Genomic DNA, 24,713 nt, shown 5'->3' on the forward strand with positions numbered 1-24,713 from the left:
GTTTCCGATGGTGATGCGTGCGCAGCGTGATCGGTAGCGTTTGGTCGACCGCGCTGTTCGGCGACACCTCTACGATCGGAACCCACCATGACGACGCGCCGCCTGACGTGCAGCCTCGCGCTCGCCCTTGTTTTCGCGACCACGGCTTCGGCGCAGCTACCGCCGAGCATCGACGGCCGGATCGAGCAGCTCAAGCCCGGCGAATATCTCTGGGCGCCCGAGATAGCACCCGCCGGCCCCGTCACGGTGATCGTCAGCCTCGCCGCGCAAAAGGCCTATGCCTACCGCAACGGCGTGGCGATCGGGGTCTCGACCGTATCGACCGGCAGCGACGGCCATGCGACGCCGACCGGGGTCTTCACCGTGCTCCAGAAGGACGTGGATCACGTATCGAACCTCTACAAGGACGCAGCGATGCCGTTCATGCAGCGGCTCACCTGGGACGGCATCGCGATGCACGCGGGCAATCTGCCGGGCTATCCGGCGTCGCATGGCTGCATCCGCCTCCCGCCCGCGTTCGCAAAACTGCTGTTCGGGATCACCCGGCTCGGGATCACCGTCGTCATCACGCAGGACGCGCGCGTTCCGGTGGTGGCCGCCAAGCCGGGCATGCTGACGTCGGCGGGATCGGCGGGCGGGGACTTCGTGTGGAACCCGGCGCTGTCGCCCAAGGGGCCGGTCTCGATCGTGATCAGCGGGCGCGACAAGCGGGTGGTCGTGCTGCGCAACGGGATCGAGATCGGCTCCGGCGCGATCGCGTTCGATGCGCCGATCGAGCGGACCGCCGCGTTCACGCTGCAATCGATCGATGCGGACGGCGAGCATTGGTTGCGCCTGCCATTGCCCGGCGATCCGAGAACCGGCGAACTGACCGCCGAAGACCGCGCCAAGGGGCATCTGGCGGAAGGGTTTCGCGCCGCGCTGGCGACCGTGACGACGCCTGGTACGACGCTGCTGGTGACGCGCGAGACACTGGCGAGCGCGGGCACCGGTACTCCCGTCACGATTATCGAAGCCACCGGGCAATGATCGCCGAGCGCCCGATCGACCAGCTGCGCGACCAGCGTACCACCCCGCGACCATGGCATGCCACGTCTCCGGCGCGCGTGATGGCGCTGCTCGATACCAGCGCGACCGGCCTGAGCCCGAAGGATGCCGCCGAACGCCTGATCCATGACGGTCCGAACGAACTCGCGCCACCGCCGTCGCCCTCGACGCTGCTGCTGTTCGCGCGGCAGTTCAACAGTCCGTTGATCTACCTGCTGATCGCCGCGGCGGCGATCTCGCTCGGGCTCGGCCACCGCACCGATGCGGGGTTCATCGGTGTCGTCCTGCTCGTCAACGCGGCGATCGGCACGGTGCAGGAGAGCAAGGCGGCGGACAGCCTCGCCGCGCTCGGCCGGATGATCGGCCAGACCGCGACCGTCCGGCGCGGCGGAGCGGTATCGGTGGTCGACGCGCGCGCGATCGTCGTCGGCGATGTCGTCGCGCTGGAGAGCGGCATGGCCGTGCCCGCCGATATCCGTCTCTCGTCGAGCAGCGCTCTGCGCGTCGACCAGTCGACCTTCACTGGTGAATCCGTGGCGGTCGCGAAGGATCAGACGGCGCTGCTGCCCGCCGCCACGCCGCCGGGCGAGCGGACGACGATGGTGCTGGCGGGCACGATGATCGAGCAGGGGCGGGGTACCGGCGTCGTCGTCGCGACCGGGGCCGATACCGCGCTGGGGGCGATCGACGCGTCGTTGCGGACCGCTAAAGCGACGCCGCCACCGCTCGTAATCCGGCTCGACCGGCTGGCGCGGCAGATCAGCATCGCGACGATCGCGCTGATCATCCCGTTCGCGTTCGTTTTGTTGATGCAGGGGCGGCCGGGCGACCAGATCCTGTTGCTCGCGGTCGCGCTCGCGGTCTCGGCGATCCCTGAAGGCCTGTCGATCGCGGTGACGGTCGCGCTGGCGGCGGGGACCCGGCGGATGGCGGCGCGGAAGGTGATCGTCCGCTCGCTGCCCGCGGTCGAGGGGCTGGGCGCGTGCACGATCATCGCCAGCGACAAGACGGGGACGCTGACGCGAAATATCCTCTCGGTGGAGAAGATACTGCTCGCCGACGGACGGGGTTTCGCGAGCGCAGACTGGCCGGCTGACAGTCTGGCCGAGATGCGCCGCGCCGCTGCGCTCTGCAACGAGGCATCGATCGGACCCGACGGTACGCCCGTTGGGGATTCGGTCGACGTCGCGTTGCTGCGGTTCGCGGGCGAGGGCGGTGAGGATCTGGCCGCGCTGCATGCGGTCGTGCGGACCGGGGCGCTGCCTTACGAACCGGTCCGTAAATTCTCGACCGTCGCGGTGGCGGAGGGGCAGGGCGTCCGCGTGTTTGCCAAGGGTGCGCCCGAGATCATTCGGCAGATGTGCCGTACGATCGACCCTGCCGCGTTCGCCGCTGCCTTGGCGATGGCCGGTGAAGGCTATCGCGTGATCGCAGTCGCTGCATCGGATGGTGCGACGACCACTGATCCGACGGCACCGACCGATCTCGTCCTGCTCGGCTGGATCGGGCTGATCGACCCGGTTCGCCCCGAAGTCCCGGCGGCGATCGCGCGCTGTGCCGAGGCGGGGATCGGCGTGCGGATGGTCACCGGCGACCATCCCGGCACCGCCCTGACGATCGCCCGCGGGCTCGGGCTCGACGTCGCGGCGGAGCAGGTCGTCACCGGCACGCAGATGACCGAGCTCGTGGGCCAACCCGAGCAACTCGCCGCGCTGGTGCTAGGCGGCCGCGTGTTCGCGCGGATCGAACCGGTGCAGAAGCTCGAGATCGTCCGCATCCTCGCCGCCAGCGGTGAACTGGTTGCGGTCACCGGCGATGGAGTCAACGACGCGCCCGCGCTGCAGTCCGCGCATATCGGCGTGGCGATGGGCGTCGCCGGCACCGACGTCGCGCGCGGCGCCGCCGACCTCGTGCTGGCCGACGACAATTTCGCGTCGATCGTAGCCGGCGTCGAAGAGGGCCGCGTGACCTATGCCAACGTCCGTCGGATCGTCATCATCCTGCTCGCCACCGGGGTTGCCGAGATCGGCATGTTCATCGGCGCCGTCGTGCTCGGGCTGCCGATGCCACTGACCGCGGTGCAACTGTTGTGGCTCAATCTCGTCACCAATGGCGCGCAGGACGTGATGCTCGGCTTCGGCCGGGGCGAGGGCGACGAACTGCGCCAGCCGCCACGTCCGCCGAGCGCACCGATCCTCGACCAGAGCGCGATCGCGCTGATGATCCCGCCGGCGCTGTTGATGACCGGGCTCGCGCTGTATCTCGTGGCGCAAATGCGCGGCGAGGACCGTTCGCTCGCGGAGATCCAGAACGCGGTGCTGCTGATGACCGTGCTGTTCCAGAACGTCTACGTATTGTGCATGCGCAGCGAGCGCCGTTCGATCTTCCGCGAACCGCTGTTGTCGAACGCGTGGTTGCTGCTCGGCGTCGGCGTCGCGCTGGTGTTGCAGGCGACCGCGATGCTGTGGCCGCCGCTCGGCGGGGTGCTCGGCACCTCGCCGGTATCGGCTGCGACATTGCGGTTCTGCGCCGCTGCGGTGGTCGGGACGATAGTCGTCACCGAAGCGACCAAATTTGCGGTCGGACTGTGGCAGCGACGTCGATGACTGCGGTCGTTCCGATCGCCAGCGCCGCGACCCTTGCCGCGGCACTGGCGTTGACGGCATCGGCATCGGCGTCAGGCTGACAGCGTCATCCGCAACATCATCGAAGCCGGATCGCCCGGACAGGCGGACGCGATCCAGCCGCGTTCGCGTTCGAGATCGATCGCCTGGTGGTTATCGCGGCTCTCGATCGATTCGAGCGTCGCGATACCCTTCGCACGGGCGAACGCGGCGACGTGATCGAGCAGGGTCCAGCTGATCCCGCGGCGTTTGAAGTCGGTGCGGATCGCGATGGCGACTTCGGCGCGGGTAAGGCTCTCGTCGGCCGCCAGCATCGCGGTCGCGACGATCCGGTTGGTGGCGGGATCGAAGGCGAGGAAATTCTCGGTATGCTCGTGATCGACCGTGACCAGCGCGCGAAGCTGGTCGTGGCCGACCTTGTGGATCGCGCTGAGGAAGCGGAACCGGAGGTCCTCCTTGTCGACATGCTCGAAGAATTCTCCCAGTGCGGGTTCGTCGGCGGGTGACGCGGGGCGGACGTAGAAGACATAGCCGCTGCGCGCCGTCAGATCCGCGCTCCACGACACGGCCGATGGTGTTTCCGCGGCGTCCGCCCGCTTGCTCACGAATTCTACCATCTTGATGTCCTTTGCAATTACCCATCGCGATGGCGATGCACCCCATGCCTAACGACAAGGCCGGCGCCCCCGCAGCGTCGGGAAACACGTAGTTTCCGACGCTACTGACGGGCGCGGCGGACGCTAGGCTAGCGTCGAAGGGCGATCTGCGCCCGGTGAGGAGACCGCATGACGATCGACATTCAGCGGATGCAGGACATGGCGCACGAGATCGTCCGGCTTCAAGGCGAACTCGACCGCGAGATCGAAAGCCGGCGTCGCGCGCTCGGTGTCGAGATCACCGGCCGGATCGTCGGCTTCGAACACGGCGTGCTCGATGCGCAACGGCAATTGAAAGTGTCGGTGCTGCGCTTCGTCGCGCGGTCCGACCTGGTTTCGATCGTCATCGCGCCGGTGATCTATTCGCTGATCGTGCCGCTGGTGATCGTTGATATCTGGGTAAGCGCGTATCAGGCGATCTGCTTTCGTGCGTACGGCATCGCGCGGGTCCGGCGGGGTGACTACATCATGTTCGACCGCGCGCATCTAGGCTATCTGAACCGGATCGAGGCGATGAACTGCGCCTTCTGCTCCTATGCCAACGGCCTGATCGGGTTTGTCCGCGAAGTCAGCAGCCGGACCGAACAATATTGGTGCCCGATCAAGCATGCGCTCCGCGTCAGCGATCCGCTCCATCGCTATTACGAGTTCCTCGAATATGGCGATGCGGATGGGTACCGCTCGCGGCTGGCGGAGTTCCGCGATCGGCTGCGCGAGGGAGAGGTCGCGGACCGCGTCGCCTGATTGACCGCCGTCAATGTGTCGCGCGAAGTGGAATGCCATTGAGGCTCATGGAGAGCCGCGATGACCGAGCATGACGAGTTTGCCGCGTGCGTCGTGCCGTTTGCGCGGCGCTGGCATGTCATCCACGAACTCGATCTGGCGCGGTTGATCGCGGCCCACGCCCGGGTTCGCGACGTATGCGATCGGCTGGAGGCGTGCGCCGATGCGTTGCCCCGCCGGTTGTCCGATGCCGAAACCGACGTGGTCTGTCGTGACCTGCGCGCCGTCTTCGTCAGCTACCCGCGCGACGAAGATTCACTGATCGATGCGCTGTTCGCGCGTGGTTTGGGCGATCCGCTAACCGCCGCAGTCGTGGCGCGGATAACGGCGCGTCATGTGAGCGATGCAATCCAGGCCGACGACATTCTTGCCGCCCTGTCCGGCGTCTCGACGCCGTGCGCGGAGGCGTTCGGGTACATGTTGCGGAGTTTCTTCGACGGGTGCCGGCAGGCGATCGACTTCACGCAGCTCGCGATCCTGACGCTCGGCGCTGGGCGGCTTACGCGTGGCGCGCGGGATATGCTGGTACGCGGGCTTTGCGAGCGTAGCGCGGTTTAGGCAGCCTCGGCGCGACCTTGGAGCGCATCGGGATCGGAGATCGTGATCGCGCGGCCGCCGGGGAGGGCGATTACGCCAGCGGTCTTGAGCCGGGTCATCTGGCGGCTGACCGTCTCTATCGTCAGCCCCAGCACGTCGGCGATCTGGCCGCGGGTGAGTGGAAGGTCGAACGTCATCGGCCCGTCGGGCGTCGCCCGACATCCCGTCGAACTGGCGCGCAACGCCATGTCGAGCAGGAAGCCGGCGATCTTCTCCTGCGCGGATTGGCGCGCGAGCGACAAAATCCGCGTGCGCGCGACGGCGAGCGCTGCGAGCGTCCGCTGCAGCAACAGGCGCTCCATCCGCGCATGATCCTCCAGCACGCGTTCGAACGCGTCGCGTGGGAAGATACACAATTCGGACTCGGTCATTGCGGTGATCGTGAAGTCGGCTTGGCCGGCATAGGGCTGGCCGACGAAATCGGCAGGATACAGCAACCCGACGATCTGCTCGCGACCATCGGGTGTCGCCGCCACCAGTTTCAGCACGCCCGACAGCAAGTTCGCGCAGATGATGCTCTCATCGCCGGCCCAGATCAGCGTCTGGCCGCGCGCGATCTTGCGGCGGCGTCCGAGCGTATTGAGCGTGTTCAGCTCGACGTCGCTGAGGCTACTGCAAAGCGCCTGGTCGCGGACCGCGCAGTCCGCGCAGATGTCGTGGTGAGCCATTGATCCAGTATAGTATGAAGGCCCGCGATATCCGCGCGAAATCTTTACGCGGCCGTTACGAGTTTGCAGGCGCGTCGGCATCGTCCTCGATCGGGAGATGGAACTCGTGCCAGATGCCGTTGAGGATGCCGAAGCCGACGGCGAGTCCGAGGCCGAGGACCCAGGTGAAATACCACATGATCAGATATCCTTAGGGAACGGGGTCAGTAGAAATCGGGGTTGGTCGCGACCTCCTGCGTGGTCACGCGGCCGAACATCACCTTGTACGCCCAAGCCGTGTAGGCGACGACGATCGGCAACAGCACGACGGTGACGAACAGCATGATACCGAGCGTCTTGGCGCTCGACGATGCATTCCAGACCGTGAGACTCGAGTGCGGGTCGATGCTCGACGGCAGGATGAACGGGAACATCGAGAGCCCTACGGTCGCGATGATGCCGAGCGCCGACGCCGAGGATCCGGCGAAAGCGGCGCCTTCCGATCCGCGCCGGATCCCGAAGAGGGCGAGTGCCGCGCCACCGAACCCGAATGCGGGGGCGATCATCATCCACGGATACAGGACGTAATTGGCGAGCCAGCCGCCGCGCGCGAGTTCGCTGGTGGTACGCAAGGGATTGGATGGCCCCGAGGGATCGATCGCGCCGACAATGCGGTAGCCGATGTCGCCATAGGCCACGAACGCCCAGCCGATCGCGAACAGCGCGAGCGACGCGAGGCCGGCTACCGTGCCGAACTTGCGCGCGCGATCGTGCACCGGGCCGCGCTCTATCTTGATCGCCAGCCACGCGCTGCCGTGAAGCACGAGCATCGCGACCGACAACAGGCCACAGACGAGCGTGAACGGCGTGAACAGCCCGAGGAAGCTGCCGTCGAAGAACGCACGCAGATCGCTGTCGAGGCGGAAGGGCGCACCCGACAGGACGTTGCCGACCGCGACGCCAAACACGAGCGCGGGCACGAACCCGCCGACGAACAGCGCCCAGTCCCAGCGCGACCGCCAGGCGGGGTCCGGCCGCTTCGACCGGTATTTGAACCCCACCGGTCGCAGGATCAGCGCCGCCAGGACGAGGAACATCGCGAGGTAGAAGCCCGAGAAGCTGATCGCATAGACGAACGGCCACGCCGCGAAGATCGCGCCGCCCGCGAGGATGAACCACACCTGGTTGCCTTCCCAGGTCGGGCCGATCGAATTGATCACCATCCGCCGCTCGGCATCGGTGCGCCCGACGAACGGGAGCAGTGCCGCGACGCCGAGATCGAAGCCGTCGGTCAGCGCGAAGCCGATCAGCAGGATTCCCATCAGCGCCCACCAGATCAGACGCAGCGTTTCATAATCGAACATCGTCGTGTCTCCTGTCAGGCGGCCAGGGGGAGAATGGGAGGCGTCGTGGGAACGAGGCCGGCGACGGGCTTCGGATCCTCGTCATGCTCGAACGGCCCTTTTCGGATCGTCGCGAGGATCAGCCGCACCTCGATCACCGCCAGCGTGCCGTAGATCGCGGTGAAGCCGATGATGGTCGTCCACAGCACCCCGCGGGTCAGCGACGAAGCCGCGAGGAAGGTCGGGAGGACGCCTTCGATCGCCCAGGGCTGGCGACCGATCTCGGCAAGCATCCAGCCCAACTCGATCGCGATCCATGGCAGCGGGATCGCGATGACCGCGAGCTTGAGGAACCAGCGCGTCTGCGTGTGCAGCCTGAGCGAGGTCAGGACGAACGCGGCACCGAAGAGCGCGATCATGAAGAAGCCGATGAACGCCATGATCCGGAAGCTCCAGAACATCAGCGGCACGTTCGGCACCACGTCCCATGCGGTCGCGGCGATCAGTTGTGGGCTCGCCATCCGGGGATCGGCGACGTGGCGCTTCAGGAGCAAAGCATAGCCGAGGTCGCGCTTGTGCGCCTCAAACCGGGCACGCTGCGCGACGTCGGTGCGGTCGATCTTGAGATGCTCGACCGCGTCATAGGCGATGACGCCCGAGGTGATTCGCTCCTGCGCCTTCAGCACCAGTTCGGACATTCCCGTCACCTCCTTGTCGAGGCTGCGCGTCGCGATCAGGCCGAGTACCCAGGGCACCTGCACCTCGTACCGCGTCTCGTGCGCGGCGACGTCGGGCAAGCCGAACAGCGTCAGCCCGGCGGGGGCGGGGGCGGTGTGCCACGCGGCCTCGATCGCGGCGAGCTTCATCTTCTGGTTGTCGGTCAGCGCGTAGCCGCTCTCGTCGCCGAGCACGACAACCGACAGCGATCCGGCGAGCCCGAATGCTGCGGCGACGGTCATCGAACGGCGGGCGACCGCGGTGTAGCGGCCCTTCAGCAGCCAGAAGGCCGAGATGCCGAGCACCACGACCGAGGCGCAGACATAGCCCGCGCTGACGGTGTGGACGAATTTCGCCTGAGCGATCGGGTTGAACAGCACCGCGCCGAAATCGCTGACCTCCATCCGCATCGTGTCGGTGTTGAACTCCGCGCCGGTCGGGTTCTGCATCCAGCCGTTCGCGACGAGGATCCACAGCGCCGACAAATTGGTGCCGAGCGCGACCATGCACGTGACCGTCAGATGGCCGAGCTTCGACAGGCGCTCCCAGCCGAAGAACATCAGCCCGACGAACGTCGCCTCGAGGAAGAACGCCATCAGCCCCTCGATCGCGAGCGGCGCGCCGAAGATGTCGCCGACATAATGCGAGAAATACGACCAGTTGGTACCGAACTGGAATTCCATCGTCAGCCCGGTGGCGACGCCCAGTACGAAGTTGATCGCGAAGATCCGGCCCCAGAACCGCGTGATGACCCGCCAGATCGGCCGGTTCGTCATCACGTACACGGCTTCCATGATGACCAGCATCATCGACAGCCCGAGCGTCAGCGGTACGAACAGGAAATGGTACAGGGCGGTCAGCGCGAATTGCAGCCGCGACAGATCGATGACCCCAAGGTCCATGATTAAGCTCCCCACAGTGCCGTCGACGGCCCTGTCTGGATGCCGGGCTAGGCCCCGGCGGCGGCGCGAACATTGACCGCGGTCAAAGACGCGCATGGCCGCTCCCCCGATGGCAATGGGCATGAGTAGTATTGTCAAGGACCGCGCGCGCGTCTCTCGCGCCTATCTGAACACGATCGTTGCGGACGGCGGCGGGGTTCGGCTTTCGACCAGCTTGCTGTTGCTCGATACGGTTGCGGCGATCGGTTTCGCGGCCGGGCTGGCCGGCGGAGTGGTCGCGGTTCCGCAGGGTATCGAGGCGATGTTGCCTTGGGTGATGCTCGCCGGCGTATCGGCGATCGGGCGCGGTGCGTCCGCGATGTTGGCGGCCCACGTCGGCGCAAGCGGGGCATACCGGGCGAAGACGCGGTTGCGGCAACGAATCGTGGACGCCGCGCTTCACCGCGCACCGGGATCGGAGGCCACGACCGGCACGCTGATGAGCGCCGCGGTGGACGAGGTCGATGCGGTCGACGGCTATGTCGCGCGCTTCCTACCCGCGCGGATGGCGGCGTCGGCCGCGCCGCTGATCGTGCTCGCCGCTACCGCCATCGCCAGCCCAATCGCGGCGGCGATCCTGGTGGCGACGTTCTTTCCGTTTTTGGCGGCGATGATCCTCGCAGGCGGCGCGGCGGCGGATGCATCACGCCGTCAGTTCGTCGCGCTGGCCCGGTTGTCGGGACTGTTCGCGGACCGGATCGGGGCGTTGCCGATCGTGCTGGCCTTTCGCGCGGAGGCGCGCGAGGCTGCTGCGCTCGGCGATGCTTCGGAGGACCTTGCAAGGCGCACGATGCGCGTGCTCCGCGTCGCGTTCCTGTCGTCGGGGGCGCTGGAGTTCTTCGCTGCGCTATCGGTTGCGGTGGTCGCGGTATATGCCGGTTTCAATCTGCTGGGCCTGTTGCCGTTTCCGGTGCCCGAAAAACTCGATCTTGGTCGTGCGTTCTTCGTGCTGGCGCTGGCCCCCGAATTCTACGCGCCGATGCGGCGGCTGGCGGCGGCGTATCACGATCGGCAAGCTGCGGAGACGGCGGCCGAACGACTGGCGGACGTCGAGCAGGCCAAGGCCGTGCCTCCGCCGGTCGTGCCCATCTGGTCCTGCGCGGCGCCGACGATCCGTTTCGAGTCCGTTGCGATCCGCTATGACGGCCAGGACCGCGCGGCGGTGTCCGACGTCTCATTCGAAGCCCAGCCGGGTATGATCGTCGCATTGGTCGGACCCTCCGGGAGCGGCAAGAGCAGCGTATTGCATCTGCTGCTCGGTCTGGCGCCCTTGTCCGAGGGACGTGTCACGATCGGCACTCTTTCCCCCCTCCCTGAAAGGGAGGGGTCGGGGGTGGGTCGGCTTCCGTATGATCGAACGGTAGTTACACGAGCTGGCCTACCCACCCCCAACCCCTCCCTTCTAGGAAGGGGGGAAGAGGCGGTGCTGGGGCTCGCACAGATCGGCAGCATCGCGCCGATCGCCGCGTGGATGGGGCAGTCGCCGCTAATCCTGCCGGGGACGATCGGTTCGAACATAGCACTCGCCGACCCGACCGCATCGGCCGAGCGGATCGCCGAGGTGGCGCGTACCGCCGGGCTGTCGCCTATGCTGCTCGCCCGCGGAGGGTTGGGCGCGGTGATCGATGTGCGTGGCAGTGGCTTGTCGGGGGGAGAACGACGCCGGATCGCGCTTGCCCGCGCACTGTTGAAGCCGGCGCCCGTGCTGTTGCTCGACGAGCCTACCGCGCATCTCGACGCTGCTTCCGAAGTGCAGCTGATTGCAGCAATCGCGCGTGCCTGTGTCGGGCGCACCACGATCATCGCCACGCACAGCGCACGGCTGGCCGCGATCGCCGACGTCGTCATCGACCTGGGGGAGCGGGCATGACCGCGTTCGACACGCTGATCGCCGGGGAGCGTCGCCGGCAACGCCGTGGCCTCTGGCGCGCGAGCGGATATGCCGCGGTCGTCGCGATAGCCTCTATCGTGCTGCTCGGGCTGTCCGGCTGGTTCATCACCGCCGCCGCGCTTGCCGGCCTTGTCGGGACGGTCGCCGCGCAGGGCTTCAACTACATGCTGCCGAGCGCGGGCATCCCCCTGCTCGCGATCCTTCGCACCGCCGGACGCTATGGCGAACGGCTCGCCAGCCACGACGCGGCGTTCGGCGCGCTCGCCCGCATCCGTCCCGCGCTGTTCCTCGGTCTCGCGCGGGGCCCCGCAGACCATGCGCTGGCGCTGACCCAGGGTGAAGCGACCGCGCGCATCGTCCAGGACGTGAACGTCGTCGAGGCGCAATTCGTCCGGCTCTCGGCGGTGCCCGGCATGATCGCGGCGCTCGCGAGCGGCTTGCTATTGTGTGTCTTGGGCGGGTGGCGGCCGGTGGTGGCGCTATTGCTGTGCCTGGCCGGCTTGTTGGTGGTCGCAGCCTTCCTTGCCCGACGCCTCGAAGCACCCGGGCACAAGGTCCAGCGGGCGAACGGAGCGTTGAAGGACGCGTTTGCCAGTGTTGCGGACGCCGCCGCAGAACTCCGCTGCTATGGCGTCGAGGCCCAGGCTGTGGCTGCGGTCGACGCGTGCAGCGTGCGTCTCGCGGACGCGCAACGCGCGCAAGCTGGTGTCGCGGGCTGGTTCGAGTTCGTCCAGGCGGTCGCTCTTGGTGTGGCGGGCCTAGCGGCGCTGATCCTGGCGGCACCCGAAGGCGCACCGATCGCAGCCTTGTGCGCGCTGGCGGCGGTGATGACGATCGACGGGGCGGGGCCGGTCTTGCGCAGCTTCGCGCAACGGAGCGCGGTGCGCGAGGCTGCAGCGCGACTGAACGACCTGCTGCCCGGCGTCGTCGAAGAGGGCGAAACGGCCGTGAGCGGAACCGCTCCGTCGATCGAGCTGCTCGGCACATTCCTACCAATCGGCACGCGGATTGCAATGATCGGCGCGTCGGGGACGGGCAAGACAACGCTCGTGGAAAGCCTGCTCGGCTTGCGAACGATCGAACCCGGTACGGCCTTCATCGACGGCAAGGACATCGCCGACGTTCCGCTCGCCGTCCGTCGCGCGACGTTCGGATGGGCCCCCCAGGACGCCGCGCTGTTGGCCGGTACGATCCGCGACACCCTCGCGCTCGGCGATCCACTGGCCGACGATGCGGTCATGTGGGCGGCGCTCGCCGACGTCGCACTGGCCGACGTGGTCGAGGCGTTGCCCGACGGCCTCGATAGCTGGATCGGCGAACACGGCGTGCGTCTCTCGGGCGGGGAGCGGCGGCGGCTGGCACTGGCGCGGGCCTATCTCGCCCCCGCGCCGTGGCTGTTGCTCGACGAACCGACCGAGGGGCTTGATTCCGCTACCGAGCGGCGTGTCGCCGAACGCTTGTCCGCCCGGCTCGCCAGGACAGGGCAGGGGCTCGTGATGGTCAGCCACCGTCCGGCGATGGTCGCGCTCTGCGATCGGCAACTCGCGGTCGCGCCGGCGTCGGATGCGATCGTCGCGCTACCCACGGATACCGTACCGCGACCGCGTCGGTATAGCCGAGATTGAAGACCGTCGGACTCTTCGCCGGCCGCTCGACCCGCCGATAGAGCGTCCCGAACACGCGATCCCAGGCGAAGTTCGTGATCCCGAAATTGCCCGTCTCGTCATGGAAATGATGCTCCATGTGGCGTGCCTTCATGACCGCCAGCCATTTGATCCGTGGCTTGTACGAGAGATGCTGGATGCAGTGAAAGAACTCGTAGACGCAGGTGCACAGCAGACCGGTCGCGAACCCCGCCGCCGCGCCGCCGACCTCGCCGATCAGCCAGCCCGGCACCGCGGCGACCAGCAGCAGCGTCGGGACCGTCGTGTAGAGCGCGCCGAACAGCACCTCCAGATGATTGGGGTCGCGGTGATGATCGTAATGGATCCGCTTCCACACGCCCGCCAGCAACGGCGTCTTGAACATCCACTGCGAGTGCAACACCCAGCTGTGCAGCGCGTACCATATCAGCGGATAAGCGAGCACGACCAGCGCGATCGTCGCCACGGTCGGCACCACCTCCGCCGGACGCCACGCGAAAACGCCGACTGCCGTCGCGACCAGCGCCACATAGGCGAGAATCGCGTGATGCTGGAGATACGCGATCACCAACTCGCGCAACGTCATGCGGTCGAGGTGATGCGAGCGGCGCCAGAACGGCGCCGTTCGCTCTGACATGCCGTTCGTCAAAGCCTGATGCCGAGCCCGACGCCGAAGACCAGCGGGTCGAGACTGATCGCGACCCGCTGCGTACCGGCCGCCGCCGTCCGCAGCCGCGCGGTCGTGTCGATGTCGATGTATTTGACGTCGAGGTTCAGGAACACTTTCGGCGTGATGTCGATATCGACGCCGGCCTGCGCCGCCCAGCCGAAGCTGTCCTTCATGCGAACGCCGGTCGATCCGACCGCCGCGACGAGGCCGTCCGACGCCTTCTCGTTCCAGAAGATCGTGTAGTTCAGCCCCGCACCGACATAGGGCCGAACCTTGCCCGTCGGGTTCAGATGATATTGCGCGGTCAGCGTCGGCGGCAATACCCAGGTCGAGGCCAGCTTGCCGATCGAGCCGGTCGTGCCGGTCCGGCCGTCAGCGTGGTGCTTGGTGGTCGAGGCGATCAGCTCGAAACCGATGTGATCGGTCGCCATATAGGTAACGTCCACCTCGGGCATGACGCTGTTGTCGACGCTGACCCGTTCGCCGGGAAAGGCGGGCAGGATGCTGCCGGACTTTTCGTTCGGTGCGACCAGAATCGTGCGGACGCGGATCAGGACGTCGCCGGCGGCGATGCCCTGGCGGGGTGCCGGCTCGGTCTGCGCAACCGCCGGGGCCGCCACGGCCATACCCGCAATTGCCGCACCGATGGCGAAATTCTTGATCGACGATGTCATGGTCCGGCTCCTGTAATCCAATGCGGCCGAGCTACGCGCGCCGCTCGGCACGGGCGTTGATCGCGGACAAGGAGCGGGTTGATCGCGGTCAAACACGTCGTGCAGGCCGCCGACGATTGCGCGACCGTGGGGACCTACCGTCCAGCGCTGCTCAATCTTCGGCCCAGCGCCTCAACAGGTTCGACTGGGTCTTTGCCAGCAGGTCCAGCTCGGGAGTCTTGCCGAGGCGTTCGAACAGGGCGTGCCGCGCGGTTTCAAGATCGAACAACAGCTCGCGGGCGTCGGCATCGCGGATCAGGCTGCGAACCCAGGTGACGGCGGCCAGCCGTTCGCCGGAGACGACCGGGGCGACCCGGTGCAGCGCGGTCGTCGGATAGACCACGGCATCGCCCGCCGCCAGCTTCACGTCCTGTTCGCCCGCCGCGGATTCGATGACCAGTTCGCCGCCTTCGTACGTGTCGGGCTCGGACAGGAAGATCGTGACCGAAATGTCGGTTCGCATCCCACCCATGATCGCGTCGTCGACATGGCTGCCATAGGCCATGCCGGGCTCGTAGCGGCTGAACAGCGGGGGGCGCACGACGTGCGGCCGTGTCGCCATCCGGAACAGCGGGTTCGCCAGCAGCCGGTCGATCACGAGGTCCTGCATCTCGGCGAGCAGCGGGTCGCTGCGGTCGACCTGTTCGTTGCGCTTGACCGGCCGCGCTTCGCGACCGGCGGTCCGGCGCCCGTCGACATAGCGCGTCTTGCCGAGATTATCTCGCAGCGATTGGAGATTGTCGGCATCCAGAACGTTGGCGATCATAATCAGCATAGGGAGTCTCGTGGCATCGACATGTGGTTGGATGCGCGCCCTATCAGTTCGATCCCGGGCGACCAACGCCTTGGCCAGTAAGGAAATACCATGCGTACGAAATTGTGGATGGGCGTCGGCGCCTTCGTGGTCGCGCAATCTGGCGAGGCGATGCTGACCGAAGCGGCGGCCAATCCGCTGGCGTCTTCGGTCGATCAGGTCGGCGAAGGCGGTGAGAACGAGCGCGGCGAGGGCGAGGGTGAAGGCGAAGGTCGTCAGATCGTCCGCTCGTCCAAGTCGCGGCATGTCGTCCGCAACCCCCGCCGCGCCCGCGCCGCGCAACAGCATGCCGGCCAGCGTGGCGAAGGCGAGTACGAGGGCGGCAAAAACGAACGTGGCGAAGGCGGCGAAGGTGAAGGCGAGGGCGAACGCTGATCCAAGGACATAGACGAGGATGAGCCGATCTGGGATCACGCGCACGGTCATGGCGATCGCGTTGGTGCTTTGCGCATGCGTGGTCTTTGCGATCATCGCCTACCGGCCGGCGATCGCGGTCGTGACGCGGCCCGATCCCAGGCTGTTTGACACCGCGGTGGTCGCGCGCGGGGCCAATCTGGCTCGTTTGGGGAATTGCGTCAGTTGCCACCAGTCGGCGGGTGGGCGTCCTTATGCGGGCGGGTACCCGGTCAAGACGCCGTTGGGGACAGTCTACGGCAGCAACATCACACCCGATCCTGAAACCGGGATCGGGCAATGGTCACCGGCTGCTTTCAACCGTGCGATGCGCGAGGGTGTGGGGCGCGACGGCAGTCATCTGTATCCAGCTTTTCCGTACACCCATTATGCGAGCGTCACGGATAGCGACCTGGCCGCGCTGTACGCGTTCCTGATGACCCGGCCAGCGGTGCGTGCGGTGCCGCCGGCCAATACGATGATCCCGCCGCTCGGGTTTCGACCCCTACTGGCCGGCTGGAAGCTGTTCTTCTTCCGACCGCAGCCGATCGCGTCCGATCCTCGCCAGTCGGCCGCGTGGAACAGGGGGCGCTATATCGGCGAGACGTTGGCGCATTGCACCGCCTGCCACAGTCCGCGCGGCCTGCTGCAGCAGGAGAAGCGTGGTCCCGAGGCCTATGATGGCGGGTGGTCGGGTGGCTGGTATGCCCCTCCGATCAACGCGCGATCCCCGGCAGTTCGGGCATGGACCGTGGACCGGCTCGATACGTATTTCCGCACCGGGCTCAGTACCGCACACGCCGCAGCCGCCGGGCCGATGGGGCCGGTCACGTACAACCTAGCGCGCGCTGCGCCGGCGGATGTGCGAGCGCTCGCAACCTATTACGCGTGGCAAATGCGCGACGCGTCGGCCGCGCGCGTCGAGCCGCCGCTTCCCGATCGTCGGGCATCGGCATCGCAGCGGCATCCGGTTGGTGCGCGTCTGTACGACGGTGCCTGCGCGGTGTGTCACGAGCCGGGTGCGGCGATGATGGTTGCGGGGCGTCCGGCCTTGCCGCTCGGCACGCCGCTGCACGAGGACAACCCCCGCGACACGATCCAGATCATCCTGCAGGGGCTGCGTCCGCCGGTTTCTGCGCGCGGGCCTTATATGCCGGCCTATGCCGATGCGCTCAACGACCGTCAGGTGGCGGAGATCGTGGCGTATCTGCAGCCACGACACGGCACCGGTCCAGCCTGGAAAGACCTGGAAAGAGACGTCGCCAAGGCGCGCGAGGAGGGCGAATGATCGACTTAACCGTCAACGGGGCGGCGGCGCGTGTCGATGTCGATCCCGCTACCCCGCTGCTCTACGTCCTTCGCGACGATCTTCATCTCCATGCTGCAAAGTTCGGATGCGGCCTGGGGCAGTGTGGGGCCTGCACCGTGCTGGTCGACGATCGTCCAGTCTTCTCCTGCCTGATGCCCGTCGGTGCGATCGGGACGCGCAGGGTCACCACGGTCGAAGGGCTGGGGACTGCCGCCAGACCCGGCGACGTCCAGCGTGCCTTCCTCCACGAGCAGGCGGCGCAATGCGGCTATTGCATCCCCGGGATGATGGCGCGCGCGGAAGGCCTGCTGCGCAAGACGACCACGCCGACCGAAGACGAGATGCGGACGGCGATGGCGCCGTCGCTCTGTCGATGCGGAACCCACATGCGGATTTTGCGCGCGGTGCGGCGCGCGGCAGTGATGCGCGGCGGCGGGGTGGTCGATGCCGCGGAACCCGTGACATGAGCGGGCAGGCGTCACGTCGCGATGTGCTGGGCGGGCTGCTGGTTGCATTCTCGCTCGCGCCGGCTACCGCGCTGGCACAGACCGGCGGCGGCGAAGGCAGTGGCGGACCCCCGACGGTCGCGCCCGATCTGCCGGGAACATTGGCCAAGTTTCCCGGTCTCGACGCCTGGATCCGCATCGCACCGGATGGGCGCGTGACGGTGTTTACGGGCAAAGTCGAACTCGGGACCGGCGTGAAGACCGCGATGGCGCAATTGGCCGCCGACGAACTCGACGTGGCGATCGAACGCGTCGATCTGATTACTGCCGATACCAGGCTGACACCCAACGAGGGCGTGACTGCGGGTAGCCAGACGCTCGAACAAAGCGGCACCGCGATCGCCAACGCCGCCGCCAACGTCCGGCTGTTGCTCGCCGAGACCGCAGCGGCGCAGTGGGGCGTGACCGCAACTACGTTGTTCACCCGTGACGGCGCTGTGCTGGACGGGAAGGGACGGCGCGCGACCTATGGCGAGCTTGCCGCATCGACATCGCTCGCGGTGCGTGCGCGCACCGACGTGCCGCGAAAGCGTCGGGAGGCGCGACGACTGATCGGGCGGTCGGTGCCGCGCGTCGACCTGCCCGCAAAGCTGACCGGCTTGCCGAGCTATGTGCAGGACATGACGCTGCCCGGCATGGTGCATGCGCGCGTGTTGCGCGGCCCATCGTCCGGCACGCGACTGACGCCCGACCTTGCCGCGCTGCGTCGGCAATCGGGCGTTAGCAAAGTCATTAGGGTCGGCCAGTTCGCCGCGATCATTGGGCCGCGCGAATGGCCGCTCGAGCAGGCGCTTCGGGTCGCCAATCGTGGCCGCTGGGCGCGCGATGTTGCAGTGCCGGCACTACCGCCCATGCCGGCGGGACTGTTGACCATGCGCCGTGAAAGCCAGGTGATCGACACGCGTCGCGACGATCCCGCGGCGCGCGGCATCCAGCGGCTGTCGGCGCGCTACGACCGCCCTTATCTGATGCACGGCGCGATAGGACCATCCTGTGCCGTGGCGCTTTTCGAGGAGGGCCGACTGACGGTCTGGACGCATAGCCAGGGTGTCGAACCGCTGCGCCAGGCGATCGCCGAACTGCTCGCGATGCCGGCCGACAGCGTCCGGTGCGTCCACCGCGAAGGAGCAGGGTGCTACGGGCATAACGGCGCGGACGATGTCGCCGGCGACGTTGCGCTGATCGCCCGCGCGATGCCCGGCGTGCCCGTCCGGCTGCAATGGAGCCGCGAGCAGGAACATGGCTGGGAACCGCTGGGACCGGCGATGCTTGCGCAGATCGACGCGGCACTGGACGCGTCGGGGCGGATCGTCGATTGGCGGCATCAGGTGTGGAGCAACACGCACAGCACCCGCCCAACGGCGGCAGGCGACCTGCTCGCTGGCGCCGAGATGGTGCCGCCCTTCACGCCGACGCCACCCAAACCGATCCCGCAGCCGAATGGCGGCGGCGACCGTAACGCCATTCCGCTCTATCGCTTTCCCAACCAGACCATCGTCAGCCACTTCCTGCCTGACATGCCGGTGCGCGTCTCGGCCTTGCGGGGGCTCGGCGCGCACCTCAACATCTTCGCGCTCGAAAGCTTCATGGACGAACTGGCGGCCGCAGCGGGGCGTGATCCGGTCGCGTTCCGGCTGGCGCACCTCGACGATCCGCGTGCCGCAGCGGTGATCAGGCAGGCGGCAAGGCGGTTCGGTTGGGAAGGATACCGACCACAACCCAATCGCGGGCGAGGCTTTGCCTTTGCGCGCTACAAGAACCACGGCGCCTATTGCGCCGTCGCGCTCGATATCGAGCGTATCCCCGACGAGGGGCGGCTCATCGTCCACCGTGCGGTCGCTGCCGTGGACAGCGGCGAGGCGGTCAACCCAGACGGCATTCGCAATCAGGTCGAAGGCGGGATCGTCCAGTCGCTAAGCTGGACCGCGTTCGAGGCGGCGGGGCATGACGGTGCGCGCCGGACCGATTACGACTGGAGCACCTATCCCATACTCCGGTTCGACAATGCACCGCGCAGCGTGACGGTCGACGTCATCGACCGTCCGGGCACGCCGTTTCTGGGGACGGGCGAGTGCGCCCAGGGTCCGACCGCAGCCGCGCTGGCAAATGCCCTCGCCTCGGCCACGGAGGTAAGGCCGAGGAGTATGCCGTTGATAGGTCAGATGTCCTTGCAGGTGTAACCGCCACGGTCGACCGCGTGGCATTCCTTTGCTAAACGGCGACACGGATTATGACAAAAGCGTTAGATTGATAGTGACTCGCAAAAGCGATTGATTTAGAGCCCCCTCATCAACGGGGGTTCAGTATGAGTTTGACGAGTATATTACTGGCTAGCGCGGCATTGATCGGGTCGCCTTCGACCCTAGCCGAAAGCCCCAAGGTCGAAGCATCTGATACCTCGAACGACGCTCAGAGAACCGACGAGATCATGGTCCTCGGCAAGAGCTACGGTCGCGAGGTCGGCAAGACCGTGACGCCGCTCAAGGACACGCCGAACACCATCACCGTGATCGATCGCGAGCAGATCGAGGCGCAGAATTTGTTCACGCTGGAGGACGCGCTGACCGCGACCAACGGCATTACCGTCAACGGCGTCGGCAGCGAGGACCCGTCCTTCTTCTCGCGCGGGTTCGCGATCTCGAATTACCTGATCGACGGCGTCCCCAGCTTCGCGTTCAACTTCCCATCCGCCGTGCCGGACCTGTTCTTCTACGACCGGCTGGAGGTGCTCCGTGGCCCTGCTGGACTGTTCAGCGGTTCCGGCAACCCGGCCGGCAGCATCAACATGGTGCGCAAGCGACCCCTCGACGCGTTCAGGATGCAGGCGAGCGCGGGTGCCGGCAGCTATGACAATATGCGGTTCGAACTCGACGTCTCGACTCCGATCGGGACCAAGGCTGGGCTTCGTGCCGGCGCGATGGCGCAGGACCAGGACCAGTTCTTCGATACCGCGCACCGCAACCGGATCGGCGGGTTCGCGGTCGGTTCGCTGGAGATCGGCGATCGCACGACGCTGACGGTCGGCGGCTATTACGATCGCTTCCGTCCAGCTGTGCAGTCGGGCCTGCCCGGTATCATCGGCGGCCTGGACGGCAGCGACGGGCAGTTGCTCGACGTCAAGCGATCGACCTATCTCGGCGCCGACTGGAACCGGTTCAATGCCGAGACCTGGACCGGGTTTGCCGAACTGACGCACAAGGTCAGCGATCGGTGGACGTTGCGCGCGACCGGGCTGTTCACCGATGTCGATCGCGTCGACATCTACAGCTATATCGGCAACCAGCCGGTCACGGCGACCAACGGTTCGACCAGCCACATCGCCTATCGCGGCGACAGCAAACAGCAGACGCGATCGTTCGACTTCAACGGCATCGGCAGCTTTCCGCTGTTCGGACGCGACCAGACGCTGATCCTCGGCACCGATTACCAGGCGAGTTCGGGGACGTCGTACAACACGCGATTGTCCAACTATGCGCGGATCGACGTGTATAATCCGGTGTCACCGTTCGAACCGCCGCTGAACCCGTACGGCGCCTCGCCTCCTTATCCGGTCCAAGGTACGCTCGGCAGGTGCACGCCGCCGCAAAACCCGGCCGAATGCGCGACGCAGGTCTATGGCGGTACCTCCACCGACGTCGAGCAATACGGCATCTACGGGCAGATGCGGCTGAGCCCCGTCGCCGGCCTTACGCTGGTCGGTGGCGGCCGCGTAACGTGGTGGGATACCACGACGACCACGTTGCTGACGCCGAGCGGTGTTCTGCCGCCGTCGACGCGCTACGGAGTCGACAACCGCTTCACGCCCTATGCCGGGATCGTCTGGGACGTGACGTCGCAACTCAACCTCTATGCGAGCTATGCCGACAGCTTCACGCCGCAGGCGGCACCGGTCGGGCGGGCACGTCCTGACGGGCAGCAGATCGAGCCCCTGATCGGTGCGCAATATGAGGCGGGAACCAAGCTCTCGCTGATGAACGACCGCCTGCTACTGTCGGCGGCGGCGTACCAGATCACGCAGACCAACCGGCTGTTCAACGATCCGGACATCGCGACCGTCGTGCTGCAGACCGGCAAGGTCCGCTCGCGCGGTATCGAGGCCGAGGCGACCGGCGAGATCCTGCCGGGCTGGCGGATCAACGGCGGTTACACCTATACCAAGACCAAGTATCTGGAGGACCAGAACGTCGCGTTCGAAGGATTGTCGCTGGTGCCGATCGTGCCCGAGCACATGATCAAGGCGTTCACAAATTATGCGCCGGTCGACGGGCCGCTGGCGGGCGCAAGCCTCGGTGGCAGCGTGACCTGGTTCAGTTCGACCTTCGGCGGCAATGCGGCGGTGTTCAACACCGACGGTACGTTGCGCACACGCTCCACGATCGTCCGCCAGCCGAGCTATGCGGTGCTCGATCTGCGCGCGGGCTACAAGTTCAGCGAGCGGCTGGGTGTCTCGGTCAACGTCGCCAACGTGCTCGACAAGAGCTACTACGCCCGCATCGCCGCAACCGGTCGCGGCAATTATTATGGCAGCCCGCGCACCGCGTTCGCGACGCTTCGGTACAGCTTCGAATGACGGCTGGTGACGCGCATGCCCGCGCCCGCTGGGCGCGTCGTGGCGACATCGCGCTGCGTGTCGTCGCGGCGGTGCCGCTCGGCTATGCGACGGCAAGCCTGTGGGCGATGGCGATCGCGCGGCTGCTGCCCGGCGATCGTGCCGAGGCGAGCGTCACCGCCGCACTGATCGCGTTAGTCTTGTGCGCGATCGCGGCGATGTGGGCGTTCGCGGCGCGTAGCGGCTGGCGGGCGATCTGGACGCAGGTCGTCGCATCGGGTGTCGCGGCCGTGATCGCATGGGTGTCGATCGACGCGACGGGGCGGTTATGAGCAAGGGCCTTCGACAGTCGCAGGCGTTCCTGCACACCTGGTCCGGTCTGCTGCTCGGCTGGATCCTGTTCCTCGTGTTCGTCGCGGGGACGATCGCGTTCTGGCGCGAGGGTCTCAACCGCTGGATGCGGCCGGAGATCGCACGCGTCGAACAGCCGATGCGCGTGCTGGCGGGGTCGCAGGCGTTTCTCGCGAGGAAAGCGCCCGACGCGAAAAGCTGGATCATCCCGGTGGCGACCGAACGATCGCCCGGTGCCCAAGTCTTCTGGGTACCGCAGCCGAAGCACGGTGAAGAGCGCGGACGGGGCGGGCGGCGCGGGCGGCGCGACACCCAAGCGCTGATCGGTGCCGACGGACAGGTCGCCCAAGCGCGCGAGACGCGGGGCGGGGAGTTCTTCTACCGGTTCCATTTCGACCTCCATTACATGCCGGTGATCTGGGCGCGGTGGCTGGTCGGGTTCGCGACCATGATGATGCTGGTCGCGATCGTCAGCGGGATCGTCACGCACAAGAAGATCTTCAAGGATTTCTTCACGTTGCGGCGCGCCAAGGGGCAGCGATCGTGGCTCGATGGGCATAACGCGACTGCGGTGCTGGCGCTGCCGTTCCACCTGATGATCACGTATACCGGGCTCGTCACGCTGATGGCGTTGCTGATGCCGTGGGCGGTCGTCGCCAATTATACCGACGAGCGCACGGTGTTCGCCACGCTGTTCCCGACCGCCGCGGTGGTCGAGCGGATTGGCCGTGCCGCGCCGCTGATCGACTTGCGGCTGATCGCAGCCGATGCCGAACGCCGGCTCGGTGCGCCTGCCAGCTTCATCGAAGTCAGCGATCCCGGTGACGCCGCCGCGCGCGTATCGGTCAGCCAGAGCGCCAATTCGATGCTGTCGTCGCGGACGCCGCGGTTGACCTATGACGGCGTGACGGGACGCCTCGTCTGGCGCTCGCCGCCACCGGGCGCCGCTGCCGAGACCGCGGGTGCGATGATCGGCCTGCATGCCGGACGGTTCGCAGGCGACGGTGGCCGCTGGCTGTATTTCCTGTGCGGGATCGCCGGGACGCTGATGGTCGCGAGTGGCCTTGTGCTCTGGACCGTCAAGCGCCGCGAACGCCTGCCCGATCCGACCCGGCCGCATATCGGATTTCGCCTGGTCGAGTGGCTCAACGTCGCGGTGATCGGTGGCTTCCCGCTCGGGATAGCGTGCTTCTTCTGGGCGAACCGCCTGCTGCCGGTAACGATGCGCGCGCGGGCCGACTGGGAGATGCATGCGCTGTTCATCGCCTGGGCGGTGGCCGCGCTGATGGCGTTCGTCGTCAAGCCGGCAAGGGCCTGGTGGTTGCTGTTCGCGGCGACCGGCGTGCTGCTGGTCGTGTTGCCGATATACGATGTCGTCGCGACCGATCGCGGATTGTTCGCGTCGCTGGCGATCGGCGACCTGATGATCGCGGGCATCGACGCGACGATCATGGTGTTCGGGCTCGCCTTCCTACTGCTCGCCCGCCGCGTCTCGCGCCATCGCCCTGTTGCCAGGCACGTGCGCAACCCCAGGGCCGTCACCGCCTTCAAGGTTCTGGAGCCCGCCGAATGAGCGTCCTGTCGCTCCTGCTCGCAACCGCGGCGTTCGTGCTGCTCGGCCTCGCCACCGACGCGCACCATCGCCGCCGGTTCGGCGCGTGTCCTCAGGCCAAACGGCGTAGGACGTTGCGGACCGGCGGCTGGCTTGCGCTGATTGCCAGCGTGCTCCCCGCAATGCTCGCCCGAGGGTGGATCTTCGGGCCGATCCTGTGGGTGGGCGCGATCATGGCGGGGGCCGGGATCGCCTTCCTCGCCCTCAACTTCATCCCCGTACGCGACGCGCGACGCTAGAAAGGACTTCGATTATGCGTTTCCCCCTGATCGCAGCATTTATTTTCTGCCTCCCCTCGACCGCATCCGCGCACGAAATCTGGATCGAACGCGATGGCACCGGCCCCGCGCGCATCTATCTGGGAGAGCCGGGCGAGGCGATGCCCGCCGGCGGCGATCCCGAATTCGCCAAGCTGAAGGCGCCGCGGATACTTGCGCAGCCAAACGCGGTCCTGGCGCGACGCGCAGGGTTCCTCGAAGCGAAAGTGCCGGCCGGCGACGTGCGGGCCTCGGACGATTCGGTGTTCGCGCCTTGGGGCCAGGACGGGAAGAAGGAAGGCGTGGTCTATTACGCGCGTGCCGGCCGCGCCGAGCCGCTGGCCAAGCTGCCGTTCGAACTCGCCCCGGTCACGGCGAACGCTTCGCGCTTCATACTGACGCGCGACGGCAAGCCGGTGGTAGGCGCAACCGTCGCGCTGTACGCGCCCGATCGTTCGAAGACCGACCTGACGACCGATGCTGCCGGGGTGCTCGATACGGGTGCCGCCAAGCCGGGACGCTATCTTCTCGTCGCCAGCAAGAAGGAAGACGGTCCTGTCTCGCTCCCGGGCGGCGTCGCACAGACCGTGTACCGGATCACGACCACCTCGTACGTCGCACGCTGAGAGCGTGAGGCCGTAGAACTTTGA

Annotated in this window: 22 protein-coding genes and 1 pseudogene; 15 read left to right on the plus strand and 8 right to left on the minus strand. The window is 67.0% G+C overall.

The window, feature by feature from the left end; all coding sequences use genetic code 11:
• Nucleotides 1–87 precede the first annotated feature (87 nt).
• Both QFZ54_RS04550 and QFZ54_RS04555 read left to right on the plus strand, forming a co-directional pair.
• Nucleotides 88–1,029, plus strand: a complete 942-nt coding sequence (locus QFZ54_RS04550) for a L,D-transpeptidase (RefSeq protein ID WP_307084829.1) — start codon at nucleotides 88–90, stop codon at nucleotides 1,027–1,029.
• Entirely contained in the window at nucleotides 1,026–3,653 is a 2,628-nt protein-coding gene (locus tag QFZ54_RS04555) for a cation-translocating P-type ATPase (protein ID WP_307084831.1), read from the plus strand. Before QFZ54_RS04550 ends, QFZ54_RS04555 begins: the two co-directional genes overlap by 4 nt.
• A 71-nt stretch (nucleotides 3,654–3,724) precedes the next feature.
• On the opposite strand, the gene QFZ54_RS04560 is transcribed toward QFZ54_RS04555, so the two are convergent.
• A complete protein-coding gene (locus tag QFZ54_RS04560; RefSeq protein WP_307084833.1) occupies nucleotides 3,725–4,288 on the minus strand; it encodes a GNAT family N-acetyltransferase in 564 nt (187 codons plus the stop codon).
• A 168-nt stretch (nucleotides 4,289–4,456) separates the two neighbouring features.
• Between QFZ54_RS04560 and QFZ54_RS04565 the strand changes: the two genes are divergently transcribed.
• Together QFZ54_RS04565 and QFZ54_RS04570 are read left to right on the plus strand one after the other, a co-directional pair.
• Nucleotides 4,457–5,071 carry a hypothetical protein gene (locus tag QFZ54_RS04565; protein WP_307084835.1) on the plus strand — a complete coding sequence of 205 codons (615 nt, stop codon included), beginning with the start codon at nucleotides 4,457–4,459 and terminating at the stop codon, nucleotides 5,069–5,071.
• A 60-nt stretch (nucleotides 5,072–5,131) separates the two neighbouring features.
• Nucleotides 5,132–5,668: a hemerythrin domain-containing protein gene (locus QFZ54_RS04570; RefSeq protein WP_307084837.1), complete on the plus strand. Its 537-nt coding sequence runs from the start codon at nucleotides 5,132–5,134 to the stop codon at nucleotides 5,666–5,668.
• Here QFZ54_RS04570 and QFZ54_RS04575 read toward each other — a convergent pair.
• Genes QFZ54_RS04575 through QFZ54_RS04590 form a run of 4 tightly spaced genes read right to left on the minus strand, consistent with a single transcriptional unit; the run spans nucleotide 5,665 to nucleotide 9,316 of the window.
• Nucleotides 5,665–6,375 (minus strand): Crp/Fnr family transcriptional regulator, encoded by a 711-nt coding sequence (locus QFZ54_RS04575; protein ID WP_307084838.1) that lies wholly within the window; start codon nucleotides 6,373–6,375, stop codon nucleotides 5,665–5,667. The two genes, QFZ54_RS04570 and QFZ54_RS04575, sit on opposite strands and share 4 nt — an antisense overlap.
• Nucleotides 6,376–6,430: 55 nt before the next feature.
• Nucleotides 6,431–6,553, minus strand: a complete 123-nt coding sequence (cydX, locus tag QFZ54_RS04580; RefSeq protein WP_082470763.1) for a cytochrome bd-I oxidase subunit CydX — start codon at nucleotides 6,551–6,553, stop codon at nucleotides 6,431–6,433.
• A 25-nt stretch (nucleotides 6,554–6,578) separates the two neighbouring features.
• Nucleotides 6,579–7,718 (minus strand): cytochrome d ubiquinol oxidase subunit II, encoded by a 1,140-nt coding sequence (gene cydB / locus QFZ54_RS04585; RefSeq protein WP_307084842.1) that lies wholly within the window; start codon nucleotides 7,716–7,718, stop codon nucleotides 6,579–6,581.
• Nucleotides 7,719–7,732: 14 nt separating this feature from the next.
• Nucleotides 7,733–9,316, minus strand: coding sequence for a cytochrome ubiquinol oxidase subunit I (locus QFZ54_RS04590; protein ID WP_307084844.1), 1,584 nt, complete (start codon nucleotides 9,314–9,316; stop codon nucleotides 7,733–7,735).
• Between the two features lie 121 nt (nucleotides 9,317–9,437).
• Between QFZ54_RS04590 and QFZ54_RS04595 the strand changes: the two genes are divergently transcribed.
• Together QFZ54_RS04595 and QFZ54_RS04600 are read left to right on the plus strand one after the other, a co-directional pair.
• Nucleotides 9,438–11,225 (plus strand): ABC transporter ATP-binding protein/permease, encoded by a 1,788-nt coding sequence (locus QFZ54_RS04595; protein ID WP_307084846.1) that lies wholly within the window; start codon nucleotides 9,438–9,440, stop codon nucleotides 11,223–11,225.
• Between the two features lie 848 nt (nucleotides 11,226–12,073).
• Nucleotides 12,074–12,649, plus strand: a pseudogene (locus tag QFZ54_RS04600) (ATP-binding cassette domain-containing protein); the annotation flags it as partial.
• A gap of 97 nt (nucleotides 12,650–12,746) precedes the next feature.
• Here QFZ54_RS04600 and QFZ54_RS04605 read toward each other — a convergent pair.
• The 3 genes from QFZ54_RS04605 to QFZ54_RS04615 all read right to left on the minus strand — a co-directional run bounded on the left by QFZ54_RS04605 (nucleotide 12,747) and on the right by QFZ54_RS04615 (nucleotide 15,047).
• The gene (locus QFZ54_RS04605; RefSeq protein ID WP_307084848.1) at nucleotides 12,747–13,526 is read right to left on the minus strand and encodes a sterol desaturase family protein; all 780 of its coding nucleotides are present in this window, start codon (nucleotides 13,524–13,526) and stop codon (nucleotides 12,747–12,749) included.
• A gap of 8 nt (nucleotides 13,527–13,534) precedes the next feature.
• Entirely contained in the window at nucleotides 13,535–14,233 is a 699-nt protein-coding gene (locus tag QFZ54_RS04610) for an OmpW/AlkL family protein (protein WP_307084850.1), read from the minus strand.
• 151 nt (nucleotides 14,234–14,384) lie between these two features.
• Nucleotides 14,385–15,047: a Fe2+-dependent dioxygenase gene (locus tag QFZ54_RS04615; protein ID WP_307084852.1), complete on the minus strand. Its 663-nt coding sequence runs from the start codon at nucleotides 15,045–15,047 to the stop codon at nucleotides 14,385–14,387.
• Between the two features lie 90 nt (nucleotides 15,048–15,137).
• Here QFZ54_RS04615 and QFZ54_RS04620 point away from each other — a divergent pair, with 90 nt between their 5' ends.
• The 9 genes from QFZ54_RS04620 to QFZ54_RS04660 all read left to right on the plus strand — a co-directional run bounded on the left by QFZ54_RS04620 (nucleotide 15,138) and on the right by QFZ54_RS04660 (nucleotide 24,689).
• Nucleotides 15,138–15,461, plus strand: coding sequence for a hypothetical protein (locus tag QFZ54_RS04620; protein ID WP_307084854.1), 324 nt, complete (start codon nucleotides 15,138–15,140; stop codon nucleotides 15,459–15,461).
• Between the two features lie 19 nt (nucleotides 15,462–15,480).
• A complete protein-coding gene (locus tag QFZ54_RS04625) occupies nucleotides 15,481–16,767 on the plus strand; it encodes a cytochrome c (protein ID WP_307084856.1) in 1,287 nt (428 codons plus the stop codon).
• Nucleotides 16,764–17,255 (plus strand): (2Fe-2S)-binding protein, encoded by a 492-nt coding sequence (locus tag QFZ54_RS04630; RefSeq protein ID WP_307084858.1) that lies wholly within the window; start codon nucleotides 16,764–16,766, stop codon nucleotides 17,253–17,255. The genes QFZ54_RS04625 and QFZ54_RS04630 overlap by 4 nt, the downstream gene beginning before the upstream one ends.
• A complete protein-coding gene (locus tag QFZ54_RS04635; RefSeq protein ID WP_307084860.1) occupies nucleotides 17,252–19,474 on the plus strand; it encodes a molybdopterin cofactor-binding domain-containing protein in 2,223 nt (740 codons plus the stop codon). Before QFZ54_RS04630 ends, QFZ54_RS04635 begins: the two co-directional genes overlap by 4 nt.
• A 125-nt stretch (nucleotides 19,475–19,599) precedes the next feature.
• Nucleotides 19,600–21,864 carry a TonB-dependent siderophore receptor gene (locus tag QFZ54_RS04640; protein ID WP_307084862.1) on the plus strand — a complete coding sequence of 755 codons (2,265 nt, stop codon included), beginning with the start codon at nucleotides 19,600–19,602 and terminating at the stop codon, nucleotides 21,862–21,864.
• Nucleotides 21,861–22,175, plus strand: coding sequence for a hypothetical protein (locus QFZ54_RS04645; protein ID WP_307084865.1), 315 nt, complete (start codon nucleotides 21,861–21,863; stop codon nucleotides 22,173–22,175). Before QFZ54_RS04640 ends, QFZ54_RS04645 begins: the two co-directional genes overlap by 4 nt.
• Entirely contained in the window at nucleotides 22,172–23,767 is a 1,596-nt protein-coding gene (locus QFZ54_RS04650; protein WP_307084866.1) for a PepSY-associated TM helix domain-containing protein, read from the plus strand. The genes QFZ54_RS04645 and QFZ54_RS04650 overlap by 4 nt, the downstream gene beginning before the upstream one ends.
• Nucleotides 23,764–24,045: a DUF3325 domain-containing protein gene (locus QFZ54_RS04655; RefSeq protein WP_307084868.1), complete on the plus strand. Its 282-nt coding sequence runs from the start codon at nucleotides 23,764–23,766 to the stop codon at nucleotides 24,043–24,045. Before QFZ54_RS04650 ends, QFZ54_RS04655 begins: the two co-directional genes overlap by 4 nt.
• A 14-nt stretch (nucleotides 24,046–24,059) precedes the next feature.
• Nucleotides 24,060–24,689 carry a DUF4198 domain-containing protein gene (locus QFZ54_RS04660; protein ID WP_307084871.1) on the plus strand — a complete coding sequence of 210 codons (630 nt, stop codon included), beginning with the start codon at nucleotides 24,060–24,062 and terminating at the stop codon, nucleotides 24,687–24,689.
• Nucleotides 24,690–24,713: the final 24 nt, after the last annotated feature.

Origin of the sequence: Sphingomonas faeni (assembly GCF_030817315.1) — a bacterium.
GTDB classification, from domain to species: Bacteria; Pseudomonadota; Alphaproteobacteria; order Sphingomonadales; family Sphingomonadaceae; genus Sphingomonas; species Sphingomonas faeni_C.

Bases quoted from the DNA above. Each gene is read 5' to 3' on its own strand.
- QFZ54_RS04550 (WP_307084829.1), top strand. From the start codon at position 88: ATGACGACGCGCCGCCTGACGTGCAGCCTCGCGCTCGCCCTTGTTTTC.
- QFZ54_RS04625 (WP_307084856.1), top strand. From the start codon at position 15,481: ATGAGCCGATCTGGGATCACGCGCACGGTCATGGCGATCGCGTTGGTG.
- QFZ54_RS04555 (WP_307084831.1), top strand. From the start codon at position 1,026: ATGATCGCCGAGCGCCCGATCGACCAGCTGCGCGACCAGCGTACCACC.
- QFZ54_RS04565 (WP_307084835.1), top strand. From the start codon at position 4,457: ATGACGATCGACATTCAGCGGATGCAGGACATGGCGCACGAGATCGTC.
- QFZ54_RS04595 (WP_307084846.1), top strand. From the start codon at position 9,438: ATGAGTAGTATTGTCAAGGACCGCGCGCGCGTCTCTCGCGCCTATCTG.
- QFZ54_RS04630 (WP_307084858.1), top strand. From the start codon at position 16,764: ATGATCGACTTAACCGTCAACGGGGCGGCGGCGCGTGTCGATGTCGAT.
- QFZ54_RS04640 (WP_307084862.1), top strand. From the start codon at position 19,600: ATGAGTTTGACGAGTATATTACTGGCTAGCGCGGCATTGATCGGGTCG.
- QFZ54_RS04645 (WP_307084865.1), top strand. From the start codon at position 21,861: ATGACGGCTGGTGACGCGCATGCCCGCGCCCGCTGGGCGCGTCGTGGC.
- QFZ54_RS04660 (WP_307084871.1), top strand. From the start codon at position 24,060: ATGCGTTTCCCCCTGATCGCAGCATTTATTTTCTGCCTCCCCTCGACC.
- QFZ54_RS04655 (WP_307084868.1), top strand. From the start codon at position 23,764: ATGAGCGTCCTGTCGCTCCTGCTCGCAACCGCGGCGTTCGTGCTGCTC.
- QFZ54_RS04620 (WP_307084854.1), top strand. From the start codon at position 15,138: ATGCGTACGAAATTGTGGATGGGCGTCGGCGCCTTCGTGGTCGCGCAA.
- QFZ54_RS04575 (WP_307084838.1), bottom strand. From the start codon at position 6,375: ATGGCTCACCACGACATCTGCGCGGACTGCGCGGTCCGCGACCAGGCG.
- QFZ54_RS04590 (WP_307084844.1), bottom strand. From the start codon at position 9,316: ATGGACCTTGGGGTCATCGATCTGTCGCGGCTGCAATTCGCGCTGACC.
- QFZ54_RS04635 (WP_307084860.1), top strand. From the start codon at position 17,252: ATGAGCGGGCAGGCGTCACGTCGCGATGTGCTGGGCGGGCTGCTGGTT.
- cydX (WP_082470763.1), bottom strand. From the start codon at position 6,553: ATGTGGTATTTCACCTGGGTCCTCGGCCTCGGACTCGCCGTCGGCTTC.
- QFZ54_RS04605 (WP_307084848.1), bottom strand. From the start codon at position 13,526: ATGTCAGAGCGAACGGCGCCGTTCTGGCGCCGCTCGCATCACCTCGAC.
- QFZ54_RS04570 (WP_307084837.1), top strand. From the start codon at position 5,132: ATGACCGAGCATGACGAGTTTGCCGCGTGCGTCGTGCCGTTTGCGCGG.
- QFZ54_RS04560 (WP_307084833.1), bottom strand. From the start codon at position 4,288: ATGGTAGAATTCGTGAGCAAGCGGGCGGACGCCGCGGAAACACCATCG.
- QFZ54_RS04610 (WP_307084850.1), bottom strand. From the start codon at position 14,233: ATGACATCGTCGATCAAGAATTTCGCCATCGGTGCGGCAATTGCGGGT.
- QFZ54_RS04650 (WP_307084866.1), top strand. From the start codon at position 22,172: ATGAGCAAGGGCCTTCGACAGTCGCAGGCGTTCCTGCACACCTGGTCC.
- cydB (WP_307084842.1), bottom strand. From the start codon at position 7,718: ATGTTCGATTATGAAACGCTGCGTCTGATCTGGTGGGCGCTGATGGGA.
- QFZ54_RS04615 (WP_307084852.1), bottom strand. From the start codon at position 15,047: ATGCTGATTATGATCGCCAACGTTCTGGATGCCGACAATCTCCAATCG.